General features: G+C 71.9%; 19 protein-coding genes. 9 read left to right on the top strand and 10 right to left on the bottom strand.

Features of this window, described 5'->3' with window-relative positions:
* Nucleotides 1–347: 347 nt before the first annotated feature.
* The 6 genes from D7044_RS22135 to D7044_RS22110 all read left to right on the top strand — a co-directional run bounded on the left by D7044_RS22135 (nt 348) and on the right by D7044_RS22110 (nt 6,635).
* Nucleotides 348–1,949: a protein kinase family protein gene (locus tag D7044_RS22135; protein WP_120683077.1), complete on the top strand. Its 1,602-nt coding sequence runs from the start codon at nt 348–350 to the stop codon at nt 1,947–1,949.
* 43 nt (nt 1,950–1,992) lie between these two features.
* On the top strand, nt 1,993–2,754 hold the full coding sequence (sigM, locus tag D7044_RS22130) for an RNA polymerase sigma factor SigM (protein WP_120690087.1): 762 nt from the start codon (nt 1,993–1,995) through the stop codon (nt 2,752–2,754).
* Nucleotides 2,751–3,830 (top strand): hypothetical protein, encoded by a 1,080-nt coding sequence (locus D7044_RS22125; protein ID WP_120690086.1) that lies wholly within the window; start codon nt 2,751–2,753, stop codon nt 3,828–3,830. The genes sigM and D7044_RS22125 overlap by 4 nt, the downstream gene beginning before the upstream one ends.
* A gap of 182 nt (nt 3,831–4,012) precedes the next feature.
* On the top strand, nt 4,013–4,966 hold the full coding sequence (trxB, locus tag D7044_RS22120) for a thioredoxin-disulfide reductase (protein WP_120690085.1): 954 nt from the start codon (nt 4,013–4,015) through the stop codon (nt 4,964–4,966).
* Between the two features lie 31 nt (nt 4,967–4,997).
* Nucleotides 4,998–5,321 carry a thioredoxin gene (gene trxA / locus D7044_RS22115; protein ID WP_120683085.1) on the top strand — a complete coding sequence of 108 codons (324 nt, stop codon included), beginning with the start codon at nt 4,998–5,000 and terminating at the stop codon, nt 5,319–5,321.
* Between the two features lie 147 nt (nt 5,322–5,468).
* Nucleotides 5,469–6,635, top strand: coding sequence for an N-acetylmuramoyl-L-alanine amidase (locus D7044_RS22110; protein ID WP_120683087.1), 1,167 nt, complete (start codon nt 5,469–5,471; stop codon nt 6,633–6,635).
* Nucleotides 6,636–6,646: 11 nt separating this feature from the next.
* Here D7044_RS22110 and D7044_RS22105 read toward each other — a convergent pair whose 3' ends face one another.
* Complete coding sequence (locus D7044_RS22105; protein ID WP_120683089.1) at nt 6,647–7,312, bottom strand: GNAT family N-acetyltransferase; 666 nt, start codon at nt 7,310–7,312, stop codon at nt 6,647–6,649.
* Between the two features lie 283 nt (nt 7,313–7,595).
* Between D7044_RS22105 and D7044_RS22100 the strand changes: the two genes are divergently transcribed.
* Both D7044_RS22100 and D7044_RS22095 read left to right on the top strand, forming a co-directional pair.
* Nucleotides 7,596–8,906: an aminotransferase-like domain-containing protein gene (locus D7044_RS22100; protein WP_120683091.1), complete on the top strand. Its 1,311-nt coding sequence runs from the start codon at nt 7,596–7,598 to the stop codon at nt 8,904–8,906.
* A 7-nt stretch (nt 8,907–8,913) separates the two neighbouring features.
* A complete protein-coding gene (locus D7044_RS22095; RefSeq protein WP_120690084.1) occupies nt 8,914–9,912 on the top strand; it encodes a D-alanine--D-alanine ligase family protein in 999 nt (332 codons plus the stop codon).
* A gap of 273 nt (nt 9,913–10,185) precedes the next feature.
* On the opposite strand, the gene D7044_RS22090 is transcribed toward D7044_RS22095, so the two are convergent.
* From D7044_RS22090 to rpmH, 9 genes are all read right to left on the bottom strand, one after another.
* Nucleotides 10,186–11,163 carry a hypothetical protein gene (locus tag D7044_RS22090; RefSeq protein WP_233563536.1) on the bottom strand — a complete coding sequence of 326 codons (978 nt, stop codon included), beginning with the start codon at nt 11,161–11,163 and terminating at the stop codon, nt 10,186–10,188.
* Between the two features lie 572 nt (nt 11,164–11,735).
* On the bottom strand, nt 11,736–12,749 hold the full coding sequence (locus D7044_RS22085) for a ParB/RepB/Spo0J family partition protein (protein ID WP_120683095.1): 1,014 nt from the start codon (nt 12,747–12,749) through the stop codon (nt 11,736–11,738).
* A 27-nt stretch (nt 12,750–12,776) separates the two neighbouring features.
* The gene (locus tag D7044_RS22080; RefSeq protein WP_120683097.1) at nt 12,777–14,009 is read right to left on the bottom strand and encodes a ParA family protein; all 1,233 of its coding nucleotides are present in this window, start codon (nt 14,007–14,009) and stop codon (nt 12,777–12,779) included.
* Between the two features lie 383 nt (nt 14,010–14,392).
* On the bottom strand, nt 14,393–15,103 hold the full coding sequence (gene rsmG, locus D7044_RS22075) for a 16S rRNA (guanine(527)-N(7))-methyltransferase RsmG (RefSeq protein ID WP_233565089.1): 711 nt from the start codon (nt 15,101–15,103) through the stop codon (nt 14,393–14,395).
* A gap of 151 nt (nt 15,104–15,254) precedes the next feature.
* The gene (locus tag D7044_RS22070) at nt 15,255–15,863 is read right to left on the bottom strand and encodes a Jag family protein (RefSeq protein WP_120690082.1); all 609 of its coding nucleotides are present in this window, start codon (nt 15,861–15,863) and stop codon (nt 15,255–15,257) included.
* Between the two features lie 212 nt (nt 15,864–16,075).
* Nucleotides 16,076–17,050, bottom strand: coding sequence for a membrane protein insertase YidC (yidC, locus tag D7044_RS22065; protein ID WP_120683105.1), 975 nt, complete (start codon nt 17,048–17,050; stop codon nt 16,076–16,078).
* 3 nt (nt 17,051–17,053) lie between these two features.
* Nucleotides 17,054–17,293 (bottom strand): membrane protein insertion efficiency factor YidD, encoded by a 240-nt coding sequence (gene yidD, locus D7044_RS22060; RefSeq protein ID WP_222864393.1) that lies wholly within the window; start codon nt 17,291–17,293, stop codon nt 17,054–17,056.
* A gap of 44 nt (nt 17,294–17,337) precedes the next feature.
* The gene (rnpA, locus tag D7044_RS22055) at nt 17,338–17,751 is read right to left on the bottom strand and encodes a ribonuclease P protein component (protein WP_120683110.1); all 414 of its coding nucleotides are present in this window, start codon (nt 17,749–17,751) and stop codon (nt 17,338–17,340) included.
* A 37-nt stretch (nt 17,752–17,788) separates the two neighbouring features.
* Nucleotides 17,789–17,926 carry a 50S ribosomal protein L34 gene (gene rpmH, locus D7044_RS22050; RefSeq protein WP_007073824.1) on the bottom strand — a complete coding sequence of 46 codons (138 nt, stop codon included), beginning with the start codon at nt 17,924–17,926 and terminating at the stop codon, nt 17,789–17,791.
* A 628-nt stretch (nt 17,927–18,554) separates the two neighbouring features.
* Between rpmH and dnaA the strand changes: the two genes are divergently transcribed.
* Complete coding sequence (gene dnaA, locus D7044_RS22045; protein ID WP_120690151.1) at nt 18,555–20,369, top strand: chromosomal replication initiator protein DnaA; 1,815 nt, start codon at nt 18,555–18,557, stop codon at nt 20,367–20,369.
* Nucleotides 20,370–20,813: the final 444 nt, after the last annotated feature.

Below are 20,813 nucleotides of genomic sequence, written 5' to 3'. Positions count from 1 at the left end.
GCCAGCCACCGGATCGGCCTGTGGATAACCAGCCGTACGGCTGAGCTTGGCCACCCGTACGGTGGGAATGACCGAGCTGGGCGCGAACCGCCACCCGGTCGAGCCCCTCCGTCGGCCTCTTGCGGTGAACCCGTAGATTGGCCAGTACATGTGCCAGCAACGTGGCTGACAACGGTCGTAACCGGACGAAGCGTTCAACCCCCGGCGCCCCGCAGGGTACGGCGGGAAGATGACATGTCGGGGAGGCGGGCAACCCGGGTAAGGTCGCTCTCGACGGGTACGGCAGGCGGCGGCGCTCGCGCCGACACCGGTCGGCCGGTTCCTTCGAAGGCAGAGCGGGAAGCCACATGCCCAGCAGCGCGGGTCCATCGATCGACACGATCACCGAGGGAGGACGGGTGACTCAGGTCGGCGAGGGTCAGGACGCGGACGAGAGCGCTCCGCCGGTCATGACCTTCGGTGCTCCCACGACCGGTGAGATCCTCGCCGAGCGTTACGAGCTGGTCGAGCACATCAACAACGACAGCGCCGGGCGGTTGGTCTGGCGAGGTGTCGACGTCGTGCTGCGCCGCCCCGTCGCGGTCGTGCTGCGCTACCCGGGCGGCGACTCCGCCACCGAGATGCTTCAGGCCGCCGTCGCGGCCAGCCGGGTCATTCACCCCAACCTCGTCGGCGTCTACGACGCGATCGACGAGGACGAGCGGGCGTACGTCGTGCGCGAGTGGGTGGACGGCCAGTCCCTGCGCGAGATGGTCGCCGACGAGCCGCTGGACCCGGCTCGCGCGACCGCGATCGGTGCCGCCGTCGCCAGCGCCCTCGCGGCCGTCCACGCCACCGGAATGGTGCACGGGAACGTGCACCCGGGCACCGTCATGATCTCCGACGACGGCCGGGTGGTCCTGGCCGACGCGCGTACCGATGGCGACGACAGCCAGGAGAACGACGTCCGCGCGGTCGGCGGCCTCCTCTACTTCGCGCTGACGGGGCACTGGCCGCACACCGAGGCTCCGTTGCGGGGTGCCACCGCCGGACACGGCCGGGCCGGCATCGCCGACGCGGTCCGGGACGCCGACGGCGCGCTCGCCGCGCCCCGGCAGGTACGCGCGGGCGTGCCCGCCTACCTGGACGACCTGACCATGGACCTGCTCGACACCGAGATCGCTCCGCCGTCGTCGGACGTGCTCTCCGCCGAGCTGGCCCGGCTCGACGTGCCGGCCGAGGATCAGTTCCTCGAGAACAGCGGCCCGCTGCGCTTCTCGGCCGAGGCCGGGGAGGAGCCGTCGCCGCTGGCCGCCGCGGGCGGCCGCAAGGTCGCCATCGGCATCGCCGGGCTGCTGGCGGTCGCCCTGGTCGGTCTCCTGATCGGCATCAGCACCCTGGGCGGCGACGACAAGGACCCGCAGACCAACCCGGTGGCCGCGCCCAGCTCCAGCGCGCCCGCCCAGGCCGACCCGCCGGCCGCGGCCGTCGGTCCGCTGCGCATCGAGGACGTCCGGATCATCGACCCGGACAGCACCAAGCGCGACGAGCTGGATGACGCCGACAAGATCACCGACGGCGACAAGGACAAGGGCTGGCGGACCGACAACTACCCGAACAACAAGTACGGCAACCTCAAGCGCGGCATGGGGGTCTGGCTGGACCTCGGCGCCCCGCACACGGTGAAGTCCGTACAGGTCACCCTCTCCGCCACCGGCGCGACCGCCGCGCTCTACGCGGGTACGACCAACCCGCCGTCCACCTCCTCCGGTGACAAGCAGGTGCTGCGCGACTTCAAGACCCGGATCGGGCAGCCGTTCGAGGAGCACGACGGCACCACGATGGCCTTCGACGGCTTCAACGCCGACCAGAAGTACCAGTACCTCTTCTTCTGGGTCACCCAGCTGCCGGCCGAGGACGACGGCGGCTTCCGGCTCGGGGTCCAGGAGATCACGGTTCAGGGGTCGTGAGCCGGCCACCGCGCTCCGGGCACCGCCTCCGCCGGACGTGGTGATGGAGGAGCGCGAGACCCGTACGACGACCGCGCCTTCGGCGGGTCCGCCCACTCCGGCCGGGCCCGCCGACCCGTCCGACGACCTGGCGCTGCTGCGCGCGCACGTCGCCGGCGACCGGGATGCCTTCGCTCAGCTCTTCCACCGGCACCGCGACCGTCTCTGGGCGGTGGCGCTGCGGACGATGGGCGACCGCGAGGAGGCCGCCGACGCGCTCCAGGACGCCCTGCTCTCCGCCCACCGGGCCGCGAGCCGGTTCCGCGGTGACTCGGCCGTCACCACCTGGCTGCACCGGATCGTGGTGAACGCCTGCCTCGACCGCATCCGCCGCCGGCAGGCTCATCCGACGGTGCCGCTGCCCGACGGGGTACGCACCGACAGCGGATCCGCCACGGGAGGTGTGGAGCCGGCCGCCCCGACGCACGACCACGACACCGCGCTGGTCGTACGGGAAGCGCTCGCCGCGTTGCCGGCGGAGCAGCGTGCCGCGCTCGTCCTGGTGGACGTGCAGGGTTACCCGGTCGCCGAGGTGGCGAAGATCCTCGGCGTGGCGGAGGGGACGGTGAAGAGCCGCTGCTCCCGGGGCCGGGCTCGGCTGGCCGTGCTGCTGGGTCACCTCCGCCCCACGGCGGGTGACGCGGCGACGCCGGTCGGCGGCGGCTCCGACGTGCCCCCGGTCACGCTGGGGAACCCGCGCCGGGCCGACGGCGTCGGATCGGGGTCGGGGCGATCCCGGCGGGACGCCAAGCAGGAGGACTCGTGACGGTCGGGCGGTTCCGGGAGGTCGACCACGACCTGCTCGCCGACTACCTCGGTGGCGCGCTGGACGGCACGCCGGAGCACGTGGTGGTCGCGCGGCTGGTCGCCGAGGACGTCGCCTGGGCCGAGGCGTACGCGCGGCTCGCACCGGCCGTGGCGGCCGTCGAGGGGGACCTGGCCCGCTGGGGGGAGCCGGTGGCCGAGATGCCGCCGGAGGTCGTCGACAGGATCACCGGGGCGCTCGCCGCGGCACCTCCGCCAGCCGATGAACTCGCGACCGGCCGATCCGCGATCGACGACGCCCCCACTCAGCCGGACCTGGACGCGGAGACCGCTCCCGGCGAAGGCGCCGGGTTCGACGGAGGCGCGACGTCCGGTACGCCCACGGAGGAGCCCTCCAGGCCGGGCGGAAGCCCGCTCGTTCCGGCGCAGGGCGGTCCGCGAAGGCCGGCTGCCGGCGTACCGCGCTCGGATCGGGGCGTGGCCACCGGGCCCGGCCGCCGGCGGCGGCGTCTGATCCGGATGGCCGGTCCGGTGGCGCTGGCCGCGGTCGCCGTGGTGGCCGTCGGCATCGGCCTCGACCGGCTGGCCGGCGGTGGCGACGACACCGGGACCTCCGGCACCGCGCTGGAGGCGCCCGCGAACGCTCCCGAGGCGGCGGCCGCGCCGGTCCGGACCACCGGGCCGTCGCTGCGCAGCGGCACCGACTACACACCCCAGAACCTCGGCTCGGTCTTCGCCTCCGACCTGCCCAAGACCCTGGAGGGCAACCCCGCCCCGACCAACCGGAGTGCCGGCGACGCGAACGGCGACCGGATGTCGGCGCCCGACGGAAGGGACCGGCTCGTCCGGCTCGCCGACCCGGCGGCCCTCAACACCTGCCTGGGCGAGATCGCCCTGGAGCATCGGGGGGGTCCGCTCGTGGCCGATCTGGTCGACTACGCGGCCTTCCAGGGGGAGCAGGCCCTGGTCGTACGCTTCACCGACGCGGCGGGTGCCCGGTGGGCCTGGGTGACCGGACCGGAGTGCGGAGTGCCGGGCTCCGGCGCGGACACCCGCTACCGCACGCGGGTAGGGTGAGTTCACGGTCATCCGGGCGTTCGGGCATCCGCGTGACCTGACCCACCGAACGACCGGCGCGGGAATTCCCGGTTCGTACGATGACGTTTCGCAAGTAGCTGCCGGCACCTTCAGGCGCCGGTAACTCGGATCGGCATCGTGCGCGCGTCGATGCCGAAACACACACAACTCGGGAGACGGCAGTGGACGAGGTCCGCAACCTGATCATCATCGGCTCCGGGCCGGCCGGTTACACGGCGGCGGTCTATGCCGCACGCGCCAACCTGAAGCCCCTCATCATCGAGGGCGTGCAGTCGGGTGGCGCGTTGATGACGACGACCGAGGTGGAGAACTTCCCCGGCTTCGCCGACGGCATCCTCGGCCCTGAGCTGATGGACAACATGCGCAAGCAGGCCGAGCGGTTCGGCGCCGAGTTCCTGACCGACGACGTGACCCGGGTCGAGCTGGTGGACACCGGCGACACCGGCTCCGGCGCGGTCAGCACCGTCTGGGTCGGCGAGACCGCCTACCGGGCGCACGCGGTCATCCTCGCCACCGGTTCCGCCTGGCGGCCGCTGGGCGTGCCGGGCGAGCAGGAGTACCTCGGCCACGGCGTCTCGTCGTGCGCGACCTGTGACGGTTTCTTCTTCCGTAACCAGCACATCGTCGTCGTCGGCGGTGGTGACTCGGCGATGGAGGAGGCGAGCTTCCTCACCCGCTTCGCCGACTCGGTGACCATCATCCACCGGCGTGACTCGTTCCGCGCCAGCAAGATCATGGCCGACCGGGCGCTGAACAACGACAAGATCAAGGTGGAGTGGGACACCGTGGTCGAGGAGGTCCTCGGCGCCGACGGCAAGGTCACCGGCGTCCGCCTCCGGAACGTGCACACCGGGGAGACCAAGCAGCTCGACGTGACAGGCGTCTTCGTGGCGATCGGCCACGACCCGCGCAGCGAACTCTTCCGTGGGCAGGTGGAGGTCGACGACGAGGGGTACGTGAAGGTGCAGGACCCCAGCACCCGGACCAGCGTGCCTGGCGTGTTCGCGGCCGGAGACCTGGTAGACCACACCTACCGGCAGGCGATCACCGCCGCCGGTACGGGCTGCGCCGCCGCCCTCGACGCCGAGCGCTTCATCGCGACTTTGCAGGGCTGAGAACCGAAACAACCCCCGGAGGAGGGCCATAGTGGGAACAACCAAGGCGGTCACCGACAAGAGCTTCGTCAGCGACGTCCTGCAGTCCGACAAGCCGGTGCTGGTCGACTTCTGGGCCGAGTGGTGCGGCCCGTGCCGCAAGGTGTCGCCGCTGCTCGAGGAGATCGCCGGCGAGATGAGCGACCAGGTCACCATCGTCAAGGTCAACATCGACGAGAACCCGGAGACCGCGCGGGCGTACCGGGTGATGTCGGTGCCGACCCTGACGATCTTCAAGAACGGCCAGCCGGTGCAGTCCGTGGCCGGCGCCAGGCCGAAGGGCGAGCTGCTCAAGCTGATCGAATCGGCGCTCTGACCACCGCTTACGCCGCGACCCCGTACCCGGTTGACCCGGGTGCGGGGTCGCGTTTTTTCGCCGGGCGAGCCACCTCACCGGGCCGGAACGCATAACCTCAAGCACGGGCCGCCCGGCCAGCCAGCATCCGTGCAGAGGGGGTCGTGCGTGCGTCCGATCCGTCCCGGTGACCGCGGGCCTGCGGTCACGGAGATCCGTACGGTCCTGGCCGGTCTCGACCTGCTCCCGCCCGCGGACGGCGCGCAGCTCGACGAGTTCGACAGCACGACCGAGCGGGCGGTACGCGCCTTCCAGCAGTCCCGCGGTCTGAGTGTGGACGGCCGGGTCGGCGCGGAGACGTGGCGAGCCCTGGAGGCGGCCCGCTGGCGGCTCGGCGCGCGCACCCTCTACCACGCGGTGCCCGAGCCGCTCACCGGCGAGGACGTCCGTTCCCTGCAGGAACGCCTGCTGGAGATGGGGTACGACGCGGGCCGGGCGGACGCCATCTACGGCATCCGGACCTCCCGGGCGGTCGCCCAGTTCCAGCGGGAGGTCGGCCTGACCCCGGACGGCGCGTGCGGGCCGCACACCATGAACGCGCTACGCCGGCTCGGCCGGAAGGTGGTCGGCGGGCGCCCCCAGTGGCTTCGCGAGTCCGACGCGATCCGGCAGTCCGGCCCGACCCTCGTCGGCCGTACCGTGGTCATCGACCCGGGGCACGGCGGCACCGACCCCGGCGTGGTGGTGCCGGACGGGACGCTGCGCTGGACCGAGGCGGAGCTGGTGCACGACCTGGCGAGCCGGCTGGAGGGGCGGCTGGCGGCCTCCGGGGTGCGGGTACAGCTCACCCGCGGCCCCGCCCCCGGCGAGTGCCTGCCGGACACCGACCGGGCCCAGCTGGCCAACGCGCTCGGCGCCGACGTGTTCATCTCGTTGCACACCGACGGGCACGTCAATCCCGCCGCCGACGGCGTGGCGACCTACCACTACGGCACCGACAACGGGGTGACCTCGGCGACCGGTGAACGGCTGGCGGGGCTCGTGCAGCGGGAGATCGTGGCGCGTACCGGGCTGCGGAACTGCGGCACCCACGCCAAGGCGTGGGACCTGCTCCGGTTGACCCGGATGCCGGCCGTCCGGGTGGAGGTCGGCTACCTCACCTCGCCGACGGACCGCGCCCGGCTGGTCGACCCGCGGTTCCGCGACCGGGTCGTCGAGGCGATCGTGGCGGCCGTGCAGCGGATGTACTTCCCGATCGAACGGGACGTGCCGACCGGCTCGATCGACGTCAGCGAGCTACGGGCCGTGGTGGCGGCCGGCACGGTGGTCGACTGACGAGGCGCTGCTCAGTTCGTGCCGGACCGGGTGGCCGCGGCGGGCCGGACGGGGCGGAGCAGGCTCTCCGGGCTCATCGAGCCGAGCAGCTTCTCCAACGCGTACTCGACGTCGGACTTCCAGCTCAGCGCGGTACGCAGCTCCAGGCGGAGCCGCGGGAAGCGCGGATGCGGACGTACCGTCTTGAAGCCGACGGAGAGGAAGAAGTCGGCCGGCGCGACGCAGGCCCGGGAATCGTCCGGAGCGTCACCGAACTTGGCGTCACCGAACGCCTCGATCGCCTTGATCCCGCGCTTGGTGAGGTCCCGCGCGACACCCTGGACGAGCATCCGCCCCAGACCACCACCGGCGAACGACGACACCACGTTCGCCGTCATCAGCAACGCGGCGTCGGCGGAGACCGGTGAGGTGGGGAAGGCCATCGAGCGGGGAACGTACGCCGGCGGGGCGTACATGACGAAGCCGGCCGGCATGCCGTCGACGTAGGCGAGCTTGCCGCACGACCCCCACTCGAGCAGCGTCTGGGAAACCCAGGCCTCCTTCTCCAGGCCCGGGTCACCGGCGGCGCAGGCCCGATCGGCGGAGACCGGATCCAGCTCCCAGTAGACGCACTGTCGGCAGGGGCGCGGCAGGTCCTCCAGCGTGTCCAGGGTCAGGTTGACCAGACGTCGCGACATTGGCGCACCCCACACTAGGCTCGGTGGTGAACCGGCACGGAACGACAGCGCCGCCTTCCTGCCCCCGACGAGCGATCGTACGCCGCCGGCCGACCGTACGGGAGGGGACGCGCAAAGGGCCCCCGCGCGGGTGACCTGTCCGGGGAGTGGACGCACCTGATGTCCGGTGCCCAGCTCCGCCCCGGCGGTCTAGGATCGAAAATCGGCGTCCCCTGCCGCCATGGTCGCCGGTGTCCGGGGTACGCCTGGGACGGAAGTCCGCCTTAGCGATCGAGGTGATGTCATGGCCGGCACGACGCTCGACGACTACACCGACCGGTACGCCCGGCGCGTGCGCGGCATGACGGCCTCCGAGATCCGGGCCCTCTTCGCGGTGGCGAGTCGTCCCGAGGTCGTGTCGCTGGCCGGAGGCGCCCCCTACATCGCCGCGCTGCCGCTGGACGCGGTGGGCGAGATGCTCGGCCGCCTCGGCTCCGAACACGGCGCGACGACCCTCCAGTACGGCATCGGTCAGGGCACGCTGGAGCTGCGCGAGGGAATCTGCGAGGTGATGGCCCTCTCCGGAATCGACGCCGCCTGCGGCGCGTCGCCGGACGACGTGGTCGTCACGGTCGGCGGGCAGCAGGCGCTCGACCTGGTGGCCCGACTCTTCCTCGACCCGGGCGACGTGGTGCTCGCCGAGGGCCCGACCTACGTCGGTGCGCTCGGGGTGTTCCAGGCCGCCCAGGCCCAGGTGGTCCACGTGCCGATGGACTCCGACGGGCTCATTCCGGAGGCGCTGGAGACCGCCATCGCCGAACAGGCCCGCGCCGGGCGGCGGGTCAAGTTCCTCTACACCATCCCCACCTACCAGAACCCGGCCGGCGTCACGCTGACCGAGGAGCGCCGGGAACGGGTCCTCGACATCTGCGAGCGGGCCGGTCTGCTCGTGATCGAGGACGACCCGTACGGCCAGCTGGGTTTCGAGGGCGAGGCGCCGGCCCCGCTGCGGGCCCGGCGGCGGGAGGGCGTCTTCTACCTCAGCACCTTCTCCAAGACCTTCGCTCCCGGCCTGCGGGTGGGCTGGATCCTGGCGCCGCACGCAGTCCGCGACAAGCTGGTGATCGCGAGCGAGGCGCAGATCCTCTGCCCCAGCGGCTTCGCGCAGGCGGCCGTGGCGACGTACCTGAACACCATGCCGTGGCGGGAGCAGCTGAAGGTCTACCGGGAGGTCTACCGGGAGCGTCGGGACGCGCTGCTCGACGCGCTCGCCGACCTGATGCCGGCCGGCACCAGCTGGACCAGGCCCGGCGGCGGTCTCTTCGTCTGGGCCACGCTCCCCGACGGCCTCGACTCGAAGGCGATGATGCCGCGTGCCGTCGCCGCCCGCGTCGCGTACGTGCCGGGCACCGGCTTCTACGCCGACGGCTCCGGCGGCGGCCACATGCGATTGAACTTCAGCTTCCCGCCGCCGGAGCGGATCCGGGAGGGCGTTCGTCGGCTCGCCGGGGTGATGGAGCAGGAGATCGCGACGCGGCAGGTCTTCGGCGCGGTACGTGGCGAGGGTCCCCGCCGCCGGGCCGGTTCGGACGCGCCGGGTCCGGCCTTGGCATGATTCCGGCATGGGTAAGACCGCTGCCGAACGCCCCGAGCTGACCGAACCCGCCGGAATCGACGACCTGCACGTCCTGGTCCTCGCCGGCGGACTCTCGTACGAGCGGGACGTCTCGCTGCGCTCCGGCCGCCGGGTGCTCGACGCGCTCCGGGCTGTCGGCATGGACGTCGAGCTCCGGGACGCCGACATCGCGCTGCTGCCGGCGTTGGCCGCCGACCCGCCGGACGCCGTCGTCATCGCCCTGCACGGCGCGACCGGGGAGGACGGGTCGCTGCGCGGTGTCCTCGACCTCTGCGACGTCCCGTACGTCGGCTGTGACGCCCGCGCGTCCCGGCTGGCCTGGGACAAGCCCTCGGCGAAGACGGTGCTCCGCGAGGCGGGCATCCCGACCCCCGACTGGGTCGCTCTGCCGCACGACCGCTTCTCCGAGTTGGGCGCCGTGGCGGTGCTCGACCGGATCGCCGACCGGCTCGGACTCCCGCTGATGGTGAAGCCGGCGCAGGGTGGTTCCGGCCTGGGTGCTGCCGTGGTCCGGGAGAGCGCGGCCCTACCGGCCGCCATGGTGGGTTGCTTCGCGTACGGCTCGACGGCGCTCGTCGAGCGGTACGTGCCGGGGATGGACGTGGCGGTCTCCGTCATCGATCTCGGCGGCGGCCCGCAGGCCCTGCCGGCGGTGGAGATCGTGCCCCGCAACGGCGTGTACGACTACGCCGCCCGGTACACCGCCGGCCGGACCACCTGGCACGCGCCCGCCCGTCTCGACTCCGGGGTCGCGGCGAACGTGGCGGAGGTGGCCCTCGCCGCGCACCGCGCCCTGGGCCTGCGGGACCTGTCCCGGGTCGACCTCATCGTCGACGCCGACGGGCAGCCGCACGTGCTGGAGGTCAACGTGTCGCCGGGGATGACCGAGACGTCGCTGCTGCCGCTCGCCGTCGCCGCCTCGGGGCTGGATTTCGGGCAGGTGCTGAGCGCGCTCGTGGCCCGCGCAGCCGCCCGTCGGCCCTGACCTAGTCGTCCCAGGCGCACCGTCGCGGGCGGTCCTCGGCTCAGTGCGGCTAAGGCCTCGTCCCCCGCCGTACGACACCGGGGGCCGCACGGTGGCCCGGTTGCGGCCCGGGCCGAACGCTCGCGGCCGGATCCGCGCCGATCCCGCGCACTCGGCCCAGGCCGACGGGTCACACCGGCGCGACCCGTGTGCGACCCGGCCGACGCGATCGACGCGGTCGAACCGCTACCGACCAGACCGAGGCGGGCCGGCGCCGGCGAGTTCCGGCAGGGTCTAACTGGCGGTGGTCGGCTTCGCCGCGGCTACGTCGTCGTCGGGGCGCCTCGGTGACGGCACCTTCGGCTGCTGCCCGGCATCCCCGTCCGAGGCGTTCTCCGCGGCCGCAGAGCCCGCCACAGGCGTCGGGATCTCCGTCGCCTCCTCAACCACCGGGCGCCCCGTTTCGACCCCGCTGACGGGCACCTCGCCCGGGGAAAGCGCCTTCGCGTCGCCGTCGTCCCAGCCGTCCTGGGCCGCGCCGAGGGCCGAGCGGTCGGCACCCAAGTCGGCGTCAGCGTTCCCGTCGGCCGGCTCGTCGTCGATCGGCCTCTCCTCGGCTGCCTCGATCACCGAGGTCTCCGCGGCGGCCTCGGCGTCCGTGTCGGGAATCGACGAGGCGATGCTGGACGGCGCCTGCCACTGGATCCGGGGCGGCTCCGCGAGCGGGCGGCCGCCGAAGTCGGCGAGCCAGGCGGCGACCAGCGCGAGGTTCTCTCGCCACTTGGCCTCGGGAATCGGTGGCAGGATCGAGTCCCAGAGGGACAGGAACGTGCCGCGCAGCTGCAGATAGCCGCGTGGGCGGGCGAGGAACCACAGGTGCAGGTGGGCTGAGCCGTCGCCCCACCGGTTCACGTGCACCCGGGCCACATCGTCCAGCGACCGGATCGCGCGCTCCAGCCGTACCGTCATCACACCCAGCTCGGCGGCGAGCAGGTTCGGCAGGTCGCCGAGGTCGAGGTGGGATCGGGTCTCCAGGATGAGGACCATCGGCAGACCGGTGGGCCGGTCCATGGCGCGTACCCGCCACCGCTCGCCGACCCAGATGTACGCCTCGTCGGGAGCGCTGCACGTGATGCACTCCCGGCTGCCCTCGCCCTTGCGAGGCGGCTCGACCGGGACCGGATCGTCGAGTTGCTTGACGCGAAGATCGCCCTCGAAGGGGAACGAGGGCCACTGGGTGAAGTCCGGAACTGCGGGAGGGGTGTCTTGCACGAGGGTGACCCTAGTCGAGTCCGGCACCGCTGTCCCTACTCCGCACCGACCGTTGTGGCGGGCCCTCCAGAGCCTTCCCGGCGGGCCCGAGACGGGGATATCCACAGGCCCCCGGAGGCTCCGTGTTCGGGCGTAATCCACAGGTACGCAAGGGGTTCCACGCGCTGTTTCACGTGAAACGGCAGTCGCCTGTGGATAACCGGTGTGGATAAGTTCGCCCGCTGCCGTCGCCCCGGCCGCACCCCGCTCCGGAGGCCCCGGGCGCCTCCGTTTCACGTGAAACGAGGAGGGTCGCGGTGGGTGCCCGGGCGTCGCCCCTCCGGCCGCATACGTCACTCGTGAGGGCGGCATCATCGCGGGTTCAGGGCTGCCGTTCGCTAGGTGGGCAGGCCGACCCGGGGCCGCGTACCTTCGCGGGGCGCGGGACCGAACGGCGCTGCCGAAGCTCGGCCTGACCGTTCCGGCTTCGCCGGAATACGCGCGGCAGGGCAGCAGGGGCGGGTCCGTGGCTGCCCTGACAGCCTGACGGCCGCACACCCGGCGAGGGTATGCGGCCGTCAGGTGCGTTCAAGTCAGGACTCGGGCGTCTCCTCTTCGACGCCGATGATCCCGACGATCCGCTCCAGGTCGTCGACCGTGGCGAACTCGATGGTGATCTTGCCCTTGCTCCGGCCGATGTCCACCTTCACCCGGGTGTCGAAACGGTCCGAGAGCCGGTCGGCCAGATCGTTGAGCGCAGGCGCGTGCGGCTTCGTACGCGCTCTCGCCGCCGGAGTCTTCGCCGGCCCGTCGCTCAGGGCCAGAGCCACGATCTCCTCGGTCGCGCGTACCGAGAGACCCTCGGCGACGATCCGCTTGGCCAGCTGCTCCTGAGCCTCGGCGTCGTCGAGGCTCAGGAGGGCCCGGGCATGCCCGGCGGAGAGGATGCCGGCGGCCACCCGGCGCTGCACCTGAGCGGGGAGGTTGAGCAGCCGGATGGTGTTGGAGATCTGCGGTCGACTACGCCCGATCCGGCGGGCCAGCTCCTCGTGGGTGGCCCCGAACTCCTCCAGCAGCTGCTGATAGGCCGCCGCCTCTTCCAGCGGGTTGAGGTTCGCCCGGTGGATGTTCTCCAGCAGGGCATCCCGGAGCATCGCGTCGTCCCGGGTGTCCCGCACGATCGCCGGAATGGACTCCCGGCCGACCGCCTGGGCGGCACGCCACCGGCGCTCGCCCATAACCAGCTCGTACTTCTCGTCGTCGAGCTGGCGTACGACGATGGGCTGGAGGAAACCGACCTCCTGGATCGAGGTCTTCAGCTCCTCGAGCGCCTCCTCGTCGAAGACCTGTCGGGGCTGCTTCGGGTTCGGCACGATCGCGTCGACCGAGATCTCGGCGAACCGTGCTCCCGGCACCGGGCTCAGCGTCGAATCGGGCTGCGCCGGAACGACCGGGGCTTCCGAGATCGGCACGCCGGTGGCCGCCGGCTCCGCGGCCGGCAGACCGTTCGGCGGCTCGGCGAGCTCCGTGCCGGTGCCCGCCACCGGGCCGGTCGGAATGAGCGCCCCCAGGCCTCGACCCAGGCCGCCCCGAGGACGGTTCTTCATGCCACGCCTCCAGACGACTTCCCCGCACTACGCATTGCGGCCCACCGGTTCCTTGACACCGCGCTCGGCGATCTCCTGGGCCGCCTCGAAGTAGCTCGTCGCGCCCCGCGACCCGGGATCGTAGGTCATCACCGACTGGCCGTAGCTGGGCGCCTCGGAGACGCGTACGTTCCGCGGGATGACCGACCGGAGGACCTTGTCGCCGAAGTGGTTACGGACGTCCTGCTCGACCGCGTCGGCGAGGCGGGTACGCCTGTCGTACATGGTGAGCAGGATCGTGGAGACCTCGAGCCGCGGGTTGAGGTGCTGGCGGACCAGGTTGATGTTGTTGATGAGCTGGTTCAGCCCTTCGAGCGCGTAGTACTCGCACTGGATCGGGATCAGCACCTCCTGCGCGGCCACCAGAGCGTTCACGGTGAGCAGGCCGAGCGACGGCGGGCAGTCGATGAAGACGTAGTCGAAGTGGCCCGGGTACGCCTCGATCGCGCGGGAGAGCCGGGACTCCCGGGCCACCACTGAGACGAGCTCGATCTCGGCACCCGCGAGGTCGATGGTCGCCGGTACGCACCAGAGGTTCGGGATGCCCTCGACCGGCTGGGCCACCTCCTCCAGCGGCAGGCTGTTGATGAGGCAGTCGTAGACGTCCGGCACACCGGTGTGGTGCGGCACGTTCAGGCCGGTCGAGGCGTTGCCCTGGGGGTCGAGGTCCACCACCAGCACCCGATTGCCGTGCAGCGCGAGCGCCACGGCCAGGTTGACGGTGGTGGTCGTCTTCCCCACGCCGCCCTTCTGGTTCGCGACGCACATGACCCGGGTCCGCTCCGGTCGAGGCATCGTCACCTCGCCACTGGGGTTCAGGATCTGCACGGCGCGCATCGCCTCCATTGCCAACGGTGGGTCATCATCTTCGGCTGTTTCACGTGAAACGTACGAGGGGTCAACCGGCTCGGGCTCGTACGGCTCGGCCGGAACGGTGGGGGCGTCGGGCGCGACGGCCGCGTCCCGTACCGCGTCGGGGGTGGGCTGCTGCGGGACGGCCTGCTCGAATCGGGCCGACGCCGTGGTGTTGCGCCGGTTCGCGGCGGACCGCGACTCCGACGGTGCGTTCACCGGCCGGGCTGCGGGGTCGGCCGGGCGATTCGCCGCCTGCTCCGACCCGGACCCGTCAGGGGACCAGCCGGGGTAGCTGGTTTCACGTGAAACATGGTCGTTGGCCGACCTGTTCGCTCGTGGGTCGTCGTACCTGCCGTCGTCATGCACCTGTCATCCCCGCCCGCTCCGGATGGTCGGTCCGCACCCGTCAACTGGCCACGCCCTCGCACGCTTCCGCGGTGTCCGTAGCCAGCGGGAGCGGCCGGGACCGTCAACGTCCGTCGCCATCCGCTCCACACTATCGACGCGCGGTCAGCCTACGGCGCACGGGCGCGGCCGGTCCACGTCGGGTTCTCATCCCTTCCCTCCACCCGCACCGGTTCAACGACCAAGGCACCAACCGGGAAAGGCTTGTGCCACAACGGATCCGCTGGTCATTCGCCGCCCTGCGGCGCGCCCGAGGCGCCTCCACCTGCAGGGGGGCGACAGGCGTCACAGCCGTGCAGGCATCAGGACCGGCAGCCCCACGCGGCGGCATCCGGGCGCGCCCCTCAGCGACGGCGGGAGCGTCCGCCCTGGGACCGTTTGCCGGCCGCCGCGCGGGCCCGACCTACCAGCCGTTCCCGCACCACCTCGACGACCGTGGTCGGCGGGTCGATGACGCCGACGCCACACCTGTGCACGGCAGGCTCCCCGCCGCCGAGCTTCGCCACCGCGGCCGCGTGCTCGGCGATCTCCTCGGCGGCCGACGCCCCCTTGAGCGCGACCAGCCGTCCGTTCGGCACGGCGAGCGGCAGGCACCAGGCGGCGAGCCGATCCAGCGGGGCAACCGCGCGGGCGGTGACCACGTCGGCGCGCAGTGGGGCAAGCCCGGGCGAACCCGTGGCCGCCTCCTCGGCCCGACCACGGAACACGCGGACGGTCCCACCCAGTCCGAGCCGCTCCACCGCCTCGATCAGGAACGAGGTGCGCCGGGCCAGCGGCTCGACCAGCGTCACGGCGAGGTCGGGACGCGCGATCGCCAGGACGATTCCGGGCAGGCCGGCACCCGACCCGACGTCCAGCACCTCGACCCCCTCCGGGATCCGCTCGGCCACCGCCGCGCAGTTGAGCAGGTGGCGGTCCCAGATCCTGGGTGCCTCGCGCGGACCGATCAGACCGCGCACCACCCCGTCGGTGGCGAGCAGTTCGGCGTACGCGGCGGCGATGTCGAGGCGGTCGCCGAAGAGGGTGCGGGCCGCGCCGGCCAGGTCGACCGGCAGGACGGCGACCGTCGGGTCGGGAGCCTCCGCGCCACCGCCGTCGGACGATCGCGAGTCGGCGGGGCCGGCGGAGTGTGCGTCGGGCCGGACAGCCGACGGCCCGGGTGAGGTACCACCCGGGCCGGTCGGGGCGTCGTCGTGGGTCACCCGGTCAGTCCACCGGCCGGACGACGATGCGGCGGTTCGGCTCGACGCCCTCCGACTCGCTCTCCACGCCGGCGATGGCGTTGACCACGTCGTGCACGCACTTGCGCTCGAAGGCGGACATCGGGTCCAGCCGGACCGCCTCGCCGTACTCCTTGACCTTCTCCACCGCGTTGCGGGCCACGGCCGCGAGCTCCTTGCGCCGGGTGGCGCGGTAGCCGCCAACGTCGAGCAGCAGCCGGCTCGGCGTACCGGTCTGCCGGAAGACGGCGAGCCGGGTCAGCTCCTGCAACGCCTCCAGGGTGGCGCCGCGCTGGCCGACGAGGCTCTGCAGCCGACCGCCGACGACCTCGACCACCGGGCGACCGGCGGAGACCAACTCGTCGATGTCGCCGTCGTAGTCGAGGATGTCGAGCAGACCCTCCACGTAGTCGGCCGCGATCTCGCTCTGCCGGAACAGCTCGCTGTCGGCCGGAGACTTCTTCTCCCGGCCCGCGCCGTTGGCCTCCTCGGCGTCGACGTCGGTCTCCTCGTCGATCTCCTCGTCCACGGCGACGGGGGTGGTCGCCTCGTCGTCCAGGGACTCGTCGGCGCGGGGGATGCTGGTATCGGTCACGGTCTCATCTCCGTACTCGCTCGGCCGGACCGTCGGGTCCGTTGGTCTCCCGAGGCCCGGCGGGAGGTCGCCGGTGCCACGGGCACGTCTGTACGGGCAGTTTCGCCCGTGCCCGCGTCGCGCGCGGTGCGTTCCGCTCGGCGCCGGCCGTACGGCGGCTGCACGGTGCGGAAACGGGCCGCCGGCGGTCTCCCGCGGCGGCCCGCATCAGGTCAGCCCTGCCGCTTGGCGGGGCGCCCCTTCTTGGGGTTGGCCGGCTTCGCGCCCGGCTTCGGAGCGGCGACCTTCGGCGCGGTGGCCTTGGTCGGCGGCTGCGCGGCGGGCTTGCGACCGAAGAGGCCACCGGTCTTCGCCGGCTGCACCGGGTTCCGGGCCGACGTGGTGGTCTTGGCGGTGACCGGCGGCGGGTACTTGCGGAGCACCCACTGCTGCTGGCCGAGGGTGAAGAGGTTGTTGGTGACCCAGTAGATGATCACACCGATGGGGAAGATCGCACCGGAGACGAGCAGAGAGAGCGGGATGCCGTAGAGCATCAGGCGCTGGATCATCCGCTGCTGCGGGTCCTCGGCCCAGCCGGTCTTCAGGATCATCTGGCGGCTGGTGAGGTAGGTGGTGCCCATCATCACCAGGACCAGGACGCCAGCAATGATCTTGACGGTGGTGCCGTTCGCGCCGAGGCGCGCCAGCTCGTCGACGGTCGAGCCGAACTTGCCGGCGATCGGCGCGGTGAAGAGCTTCGCGTTGGAGGCGCTGTCGAACTGGTCGACCGACCAGCCGTACAGCGTCTTGGCCTGCTTGGCCGGGTCGAGCCGGCGCAGCACGTGGAAGAGGCCCAGGAAGACGGGGATCTGGAGGAACATCGGAAGGCAGCCCATGAGCGGGTTGGCCTTTTCCTTCCGATAGAGCTCCATCATCTCCTTCTGGAGCGTCTCCCGGTCACCCTTGTGCTTCTCCTGCAGCGCCTTGACCTGCGGCTGCAGCGCCTGCATGGCGCGCTGCGACTTGATCTGCTTGACGAAGACCGGGAAGAGGATCACCCGGACGGTGACCACCAGGAAGATGATCGCCAGAATCCAGGCGAAGTTCGTGCCGAGAACGGCGTCGACGGGCACCCCGATGGCATCCCAGGCCGAGTGCCAGGTCAGCAGGATCCACGAAATCGCGTAGTAGACCCAGTCGAGACTCAATTCTCAGGCTCCAGTCACTTCGGCACGGCGGCGACCGCCCGGCTCCGGCACCGGGTCATGCCCACCTGGATGGAAGGGGTGACAGCGCAACAACCGCCGGACCGCCAGCCAGGTTCCGCGGACCGCGCCGTGCCGGGACACCGCCTCGAGGGCGTACGCACTGCACGACGGGTAGAACCGACAGCGGGCCGGCAGTGCCGGACTTATCCAACGACGGTACGCGATGATGGGCCCGATCAGCACACGGGCGGCCAGGCTGCGGGGCCGGAAGGCGGCCGAACCGACACTCACCGGTGCCGCCTCCGGGGTTTCTGGGCGGCCGCGATCGCGTCGTCCAGATCGGCGCCGAGCCGTGGGTAGGAGGCGTCGGCGGCCTCGGGGAGTGCCCGGACGACCAGGGTGCTGCCCGCGGGAAGCTCGCCCAACCGCTCCCGAACCAGGTGCCGCAGGCGCCGACGGACCCGGTTGCGGACCACCGCCGGTCCGACGGCCTTGGATACGACGAAGCCGGCGCGGGTCGGCACGGAGGGGTGCTCCGCGCCGGCTTCCCGCGCCGGCTCCGGCGATGTCGACGTCGCCGCCTCGGGGGAGATCGGCAGGGTCAGGTGCACCACGACTGCGCCACGGCCGGCGCGTCGGCCACCCCGGACCGCTGCGGCGAACTCGCTGCTGCGCCGCAGTCGCTGCGCGGCGGCCAGCACGACTGCCCCACGTCCCCCCGGCCCTGCCCGGTCGGCCTCAGGCCGACAGGCGGGCGCGGCCCTTGGCGCGACGGGTCGAGAGGATGGCCCGCCCGGCCCGGGTGCGCATGCGCAGCCGGAAGCCGTGGGTCTTGGCACGCCGGCGGTTGTTCGGCTGGTAGGTGCGCTTGCTCACGTCAGGCTCTCCGTTGTCCTACGTCCCGGGTTCTTGCGGACCCGGGAGTCGTGTGGTGGTCCAGGCCACTGCGGGGTGGCCTCCGATCGGCGCTGCCGGGCGACCGGGGAACCCCCTTGACGCGGGGGATCCAGTCGGGCAGCGAGCACCCATCACCCTAACAGAGGGCGTGAGAGCAGCCGCTCCAGCCTACGCAGGGGGGCAATGACCGTCAAACAGCACACCCCCGGTCCTCGCGGACGCGCCGACGACCGAAGCGGCGGTTTTCACTCATACCGAGAACGTACGGGCCGCGTCGCCGGTTGATGGCGCAGGGACAACGCTGTTACCGTGCCCGATTGCGGTCGGCGTCGGGGGTTGAGGCGTCGCCGCCCGGCAAGACCGGACAAGGTAGTTAATCGTTCGGCACGGTGTACCCGCTTCAGCGCTCGATCAGGCAGGGGCAGGTCCCACCCGCGTCCGACGAACGGCCACAATCGGTCGGTACACAGGCTGTGGATAACTTGTGGACGACGACTGGTCGGCCGTTCGGGTGGTGAAGCGCCATCCGCGCGAACGCGGCGGGCCCGCGACGGCCGGCTGGCAGACAGCCACGGCCGGGGAGCAGAGGCGAGGGGGTGGCACGACGGTGGCCGGTTCGACCGATCTTGCCGCGGTATGGACGGCGACGACCGACGAGCTCGCCGACGAGATCATCTCCGCCCAGCAGCGGGCCTACCTCCGGCTGACCCGACTGCGCGCGATAGTCGAGGACACCGCGCTGCTCTCCGTACCGGACGCCTTCACCCGGGACGTGATCGAGTCGAGGCTGCGCCCGGCGATCACCGAGGCGCTCACCCGGCGTCTCGGCCGGCCGATCCAGGTGGCGGTCACCGTCCGGGTCCCCGAGGATCCCGCCGGGCGACCGGCCGGAACCGTCTACCGCAGCACCCCGGAACCGGGGCCGGTCGGGCCGGCGACCCTGCTCGACGCGGCGTACCCCGCTGACGCCGCTGCGCACGGCGGCCCCGCCCGACCGGCGGCGCAGATCCCCGAACAGCCGCACGCCGAGCACGCCCTGGAGCATCCGGCGCTCGGCGAACCCCACCACGCCGACTTCGGCGGGCGGGACGCGCAGGAGACGCTCTTCAGCGCCGCCTTCGGCGACCCGACGCCGCCCCCGCCGGCTCCGACCCCGCTGAGCGGACCGGAGCGCCGCAGTTTCGACGAGCAGGCGGCCCGACTCGACCCGCCGGGGCCGGACACCAGCCCCTACGAGCCCCGGTACCGCGACGACGGGCCGTCGCCCCGTGATCAGCACGTGATCCGGGCGCTGCCGCGCGACAACGGCACCGACAGCGGACCCGGCCGTGGTGGTACGGATCACCGACCGGGCGGGCGGGACGAGCGACGACTCCCCGGCGCCGACACGGGCGGCAACCGGCTCAACCCGAAGTACATGTTCGAGACGTTCGTCATCGGCTCGTCGAACCGCTTCGCGCACGCCGCTGCGGTCGCGGTGGCGGAGTCTCCGGCGAAGGCGTACAACCCGCTCTTCATCTACGGCCACTCCGGGCTCGGCAAGACCCACCTGCTGCACGCCATCGGGCACTACGCCACGACCCTCGGCAACGCCCGCTCGGTCCGGTACGTCTCGACCGAGGAGTTCACCAACGACTTCATCAACTCGCTGCGGGACGACAAGACCAGCGCGTTCCAGCGGCGCTACCGGGATGTGGACATCCTCCTGATCGACGACATCCAGTTCCTGGAGAACCGGGAACGGACGCAGGAGGAGTTCTTCCACACCTTCAACACCCTGCACAACGCCAACAAGCAGATCGTGATCACCTCCGACCGGTCACCGCGCCAGCTCGCCACCCTCGAGGACCGGATGCGAACCCGGTTCGAGTGGGGGCTGCTGGCCGACATCCAGCCGCCGGACCTGGAGACCCGGATCGCGATCCTGCAGAAGAAGGCAGCGCAGGAGCGGATGTACGCCCCGCCGGACGTGCTGGAGTTCATCGCCTCGCGGGTGTCGAACTCGATCCGGGAACTGGAGGGTGCGCTGATCCGGGTGACCGCCTTCGCGAGCCTCACCCGGTCGACGGTCGAGCTGTCGCTGGCGGAGGAGGTGCTCCGGGACTTCATGCCCGACGGCGCCGGGCCGGAGATCAACGCCGACCAGATCATGGCCTCGACGGCCGACTACTTCGGGGTGAGTCTGGAGGACCTGCGCGGTCAGTCCAGGTCCCGGGTGCTCGTCAACGCCCGGCAGGTGGCCATGTACCTGTGTCGGGAGCTGACCGAGCTGTCACTGCCCCGGATCGGGCAGGCGTTCGGTGGACGCGACCACACCACGGTGATGCACGCCGACCGGAAGATCCGTCAGCAGATGGCCGAGCGCCGTTCGCTCTACAACCAGATCGCCGAGCTGACCAACCGGATCAAGCAGAACACCTGAGACGTACGCGGCCCGACCCGCTACCGCAGCGGCACCGATCCACGCGAGCCCCGCCCACGGCGGGGCTCGACGCTTTCCACAGCCCGGTCGGCTTGACCTTCGAGCCGGTCGAGCCCCCAGGATCGGCCCGTGTCCGTCCACCGCCCCCGCTCGTTGTCCACATCCCGTTCTCCACCGTCGGTGGATAACTACGGTCGGTCCGGGCTCCGTTACCCACAGGTTGTGGACAAACCCTGGGGACGGCGTGTGGACGGCTGGGGACAACGGCGTCGTCATCCACCGATGACGGCCGACCTGTGGGCAAGCTGTTGAAGGTTCTGGGGATGACGGCGGTCGAGACGGTCTGCGTAGTCCACAGGCCTGGGGAGAAAGTCGGTGGATTGTCGGTGGATAACCGGTGGACGACGGTGGACAACCTGGGGGCGGAGGCGGCCTGTGGACACA

This window comes from Micromonospora musae, from assembly GCF_003626635.1.
GTDB classification, from domain to species: domain Bacteria; phylum Actinomycetota; class Actinomycetes; order Mycobacteriales; family Micromonosporaceae; genus Micromonospora; species Micromonospora musae.
The sequence above is the reverse complement of the archived record's forward strand: the minus strand, read 5'-3'. Positions and strand labels throughout refer to the sequence as shown.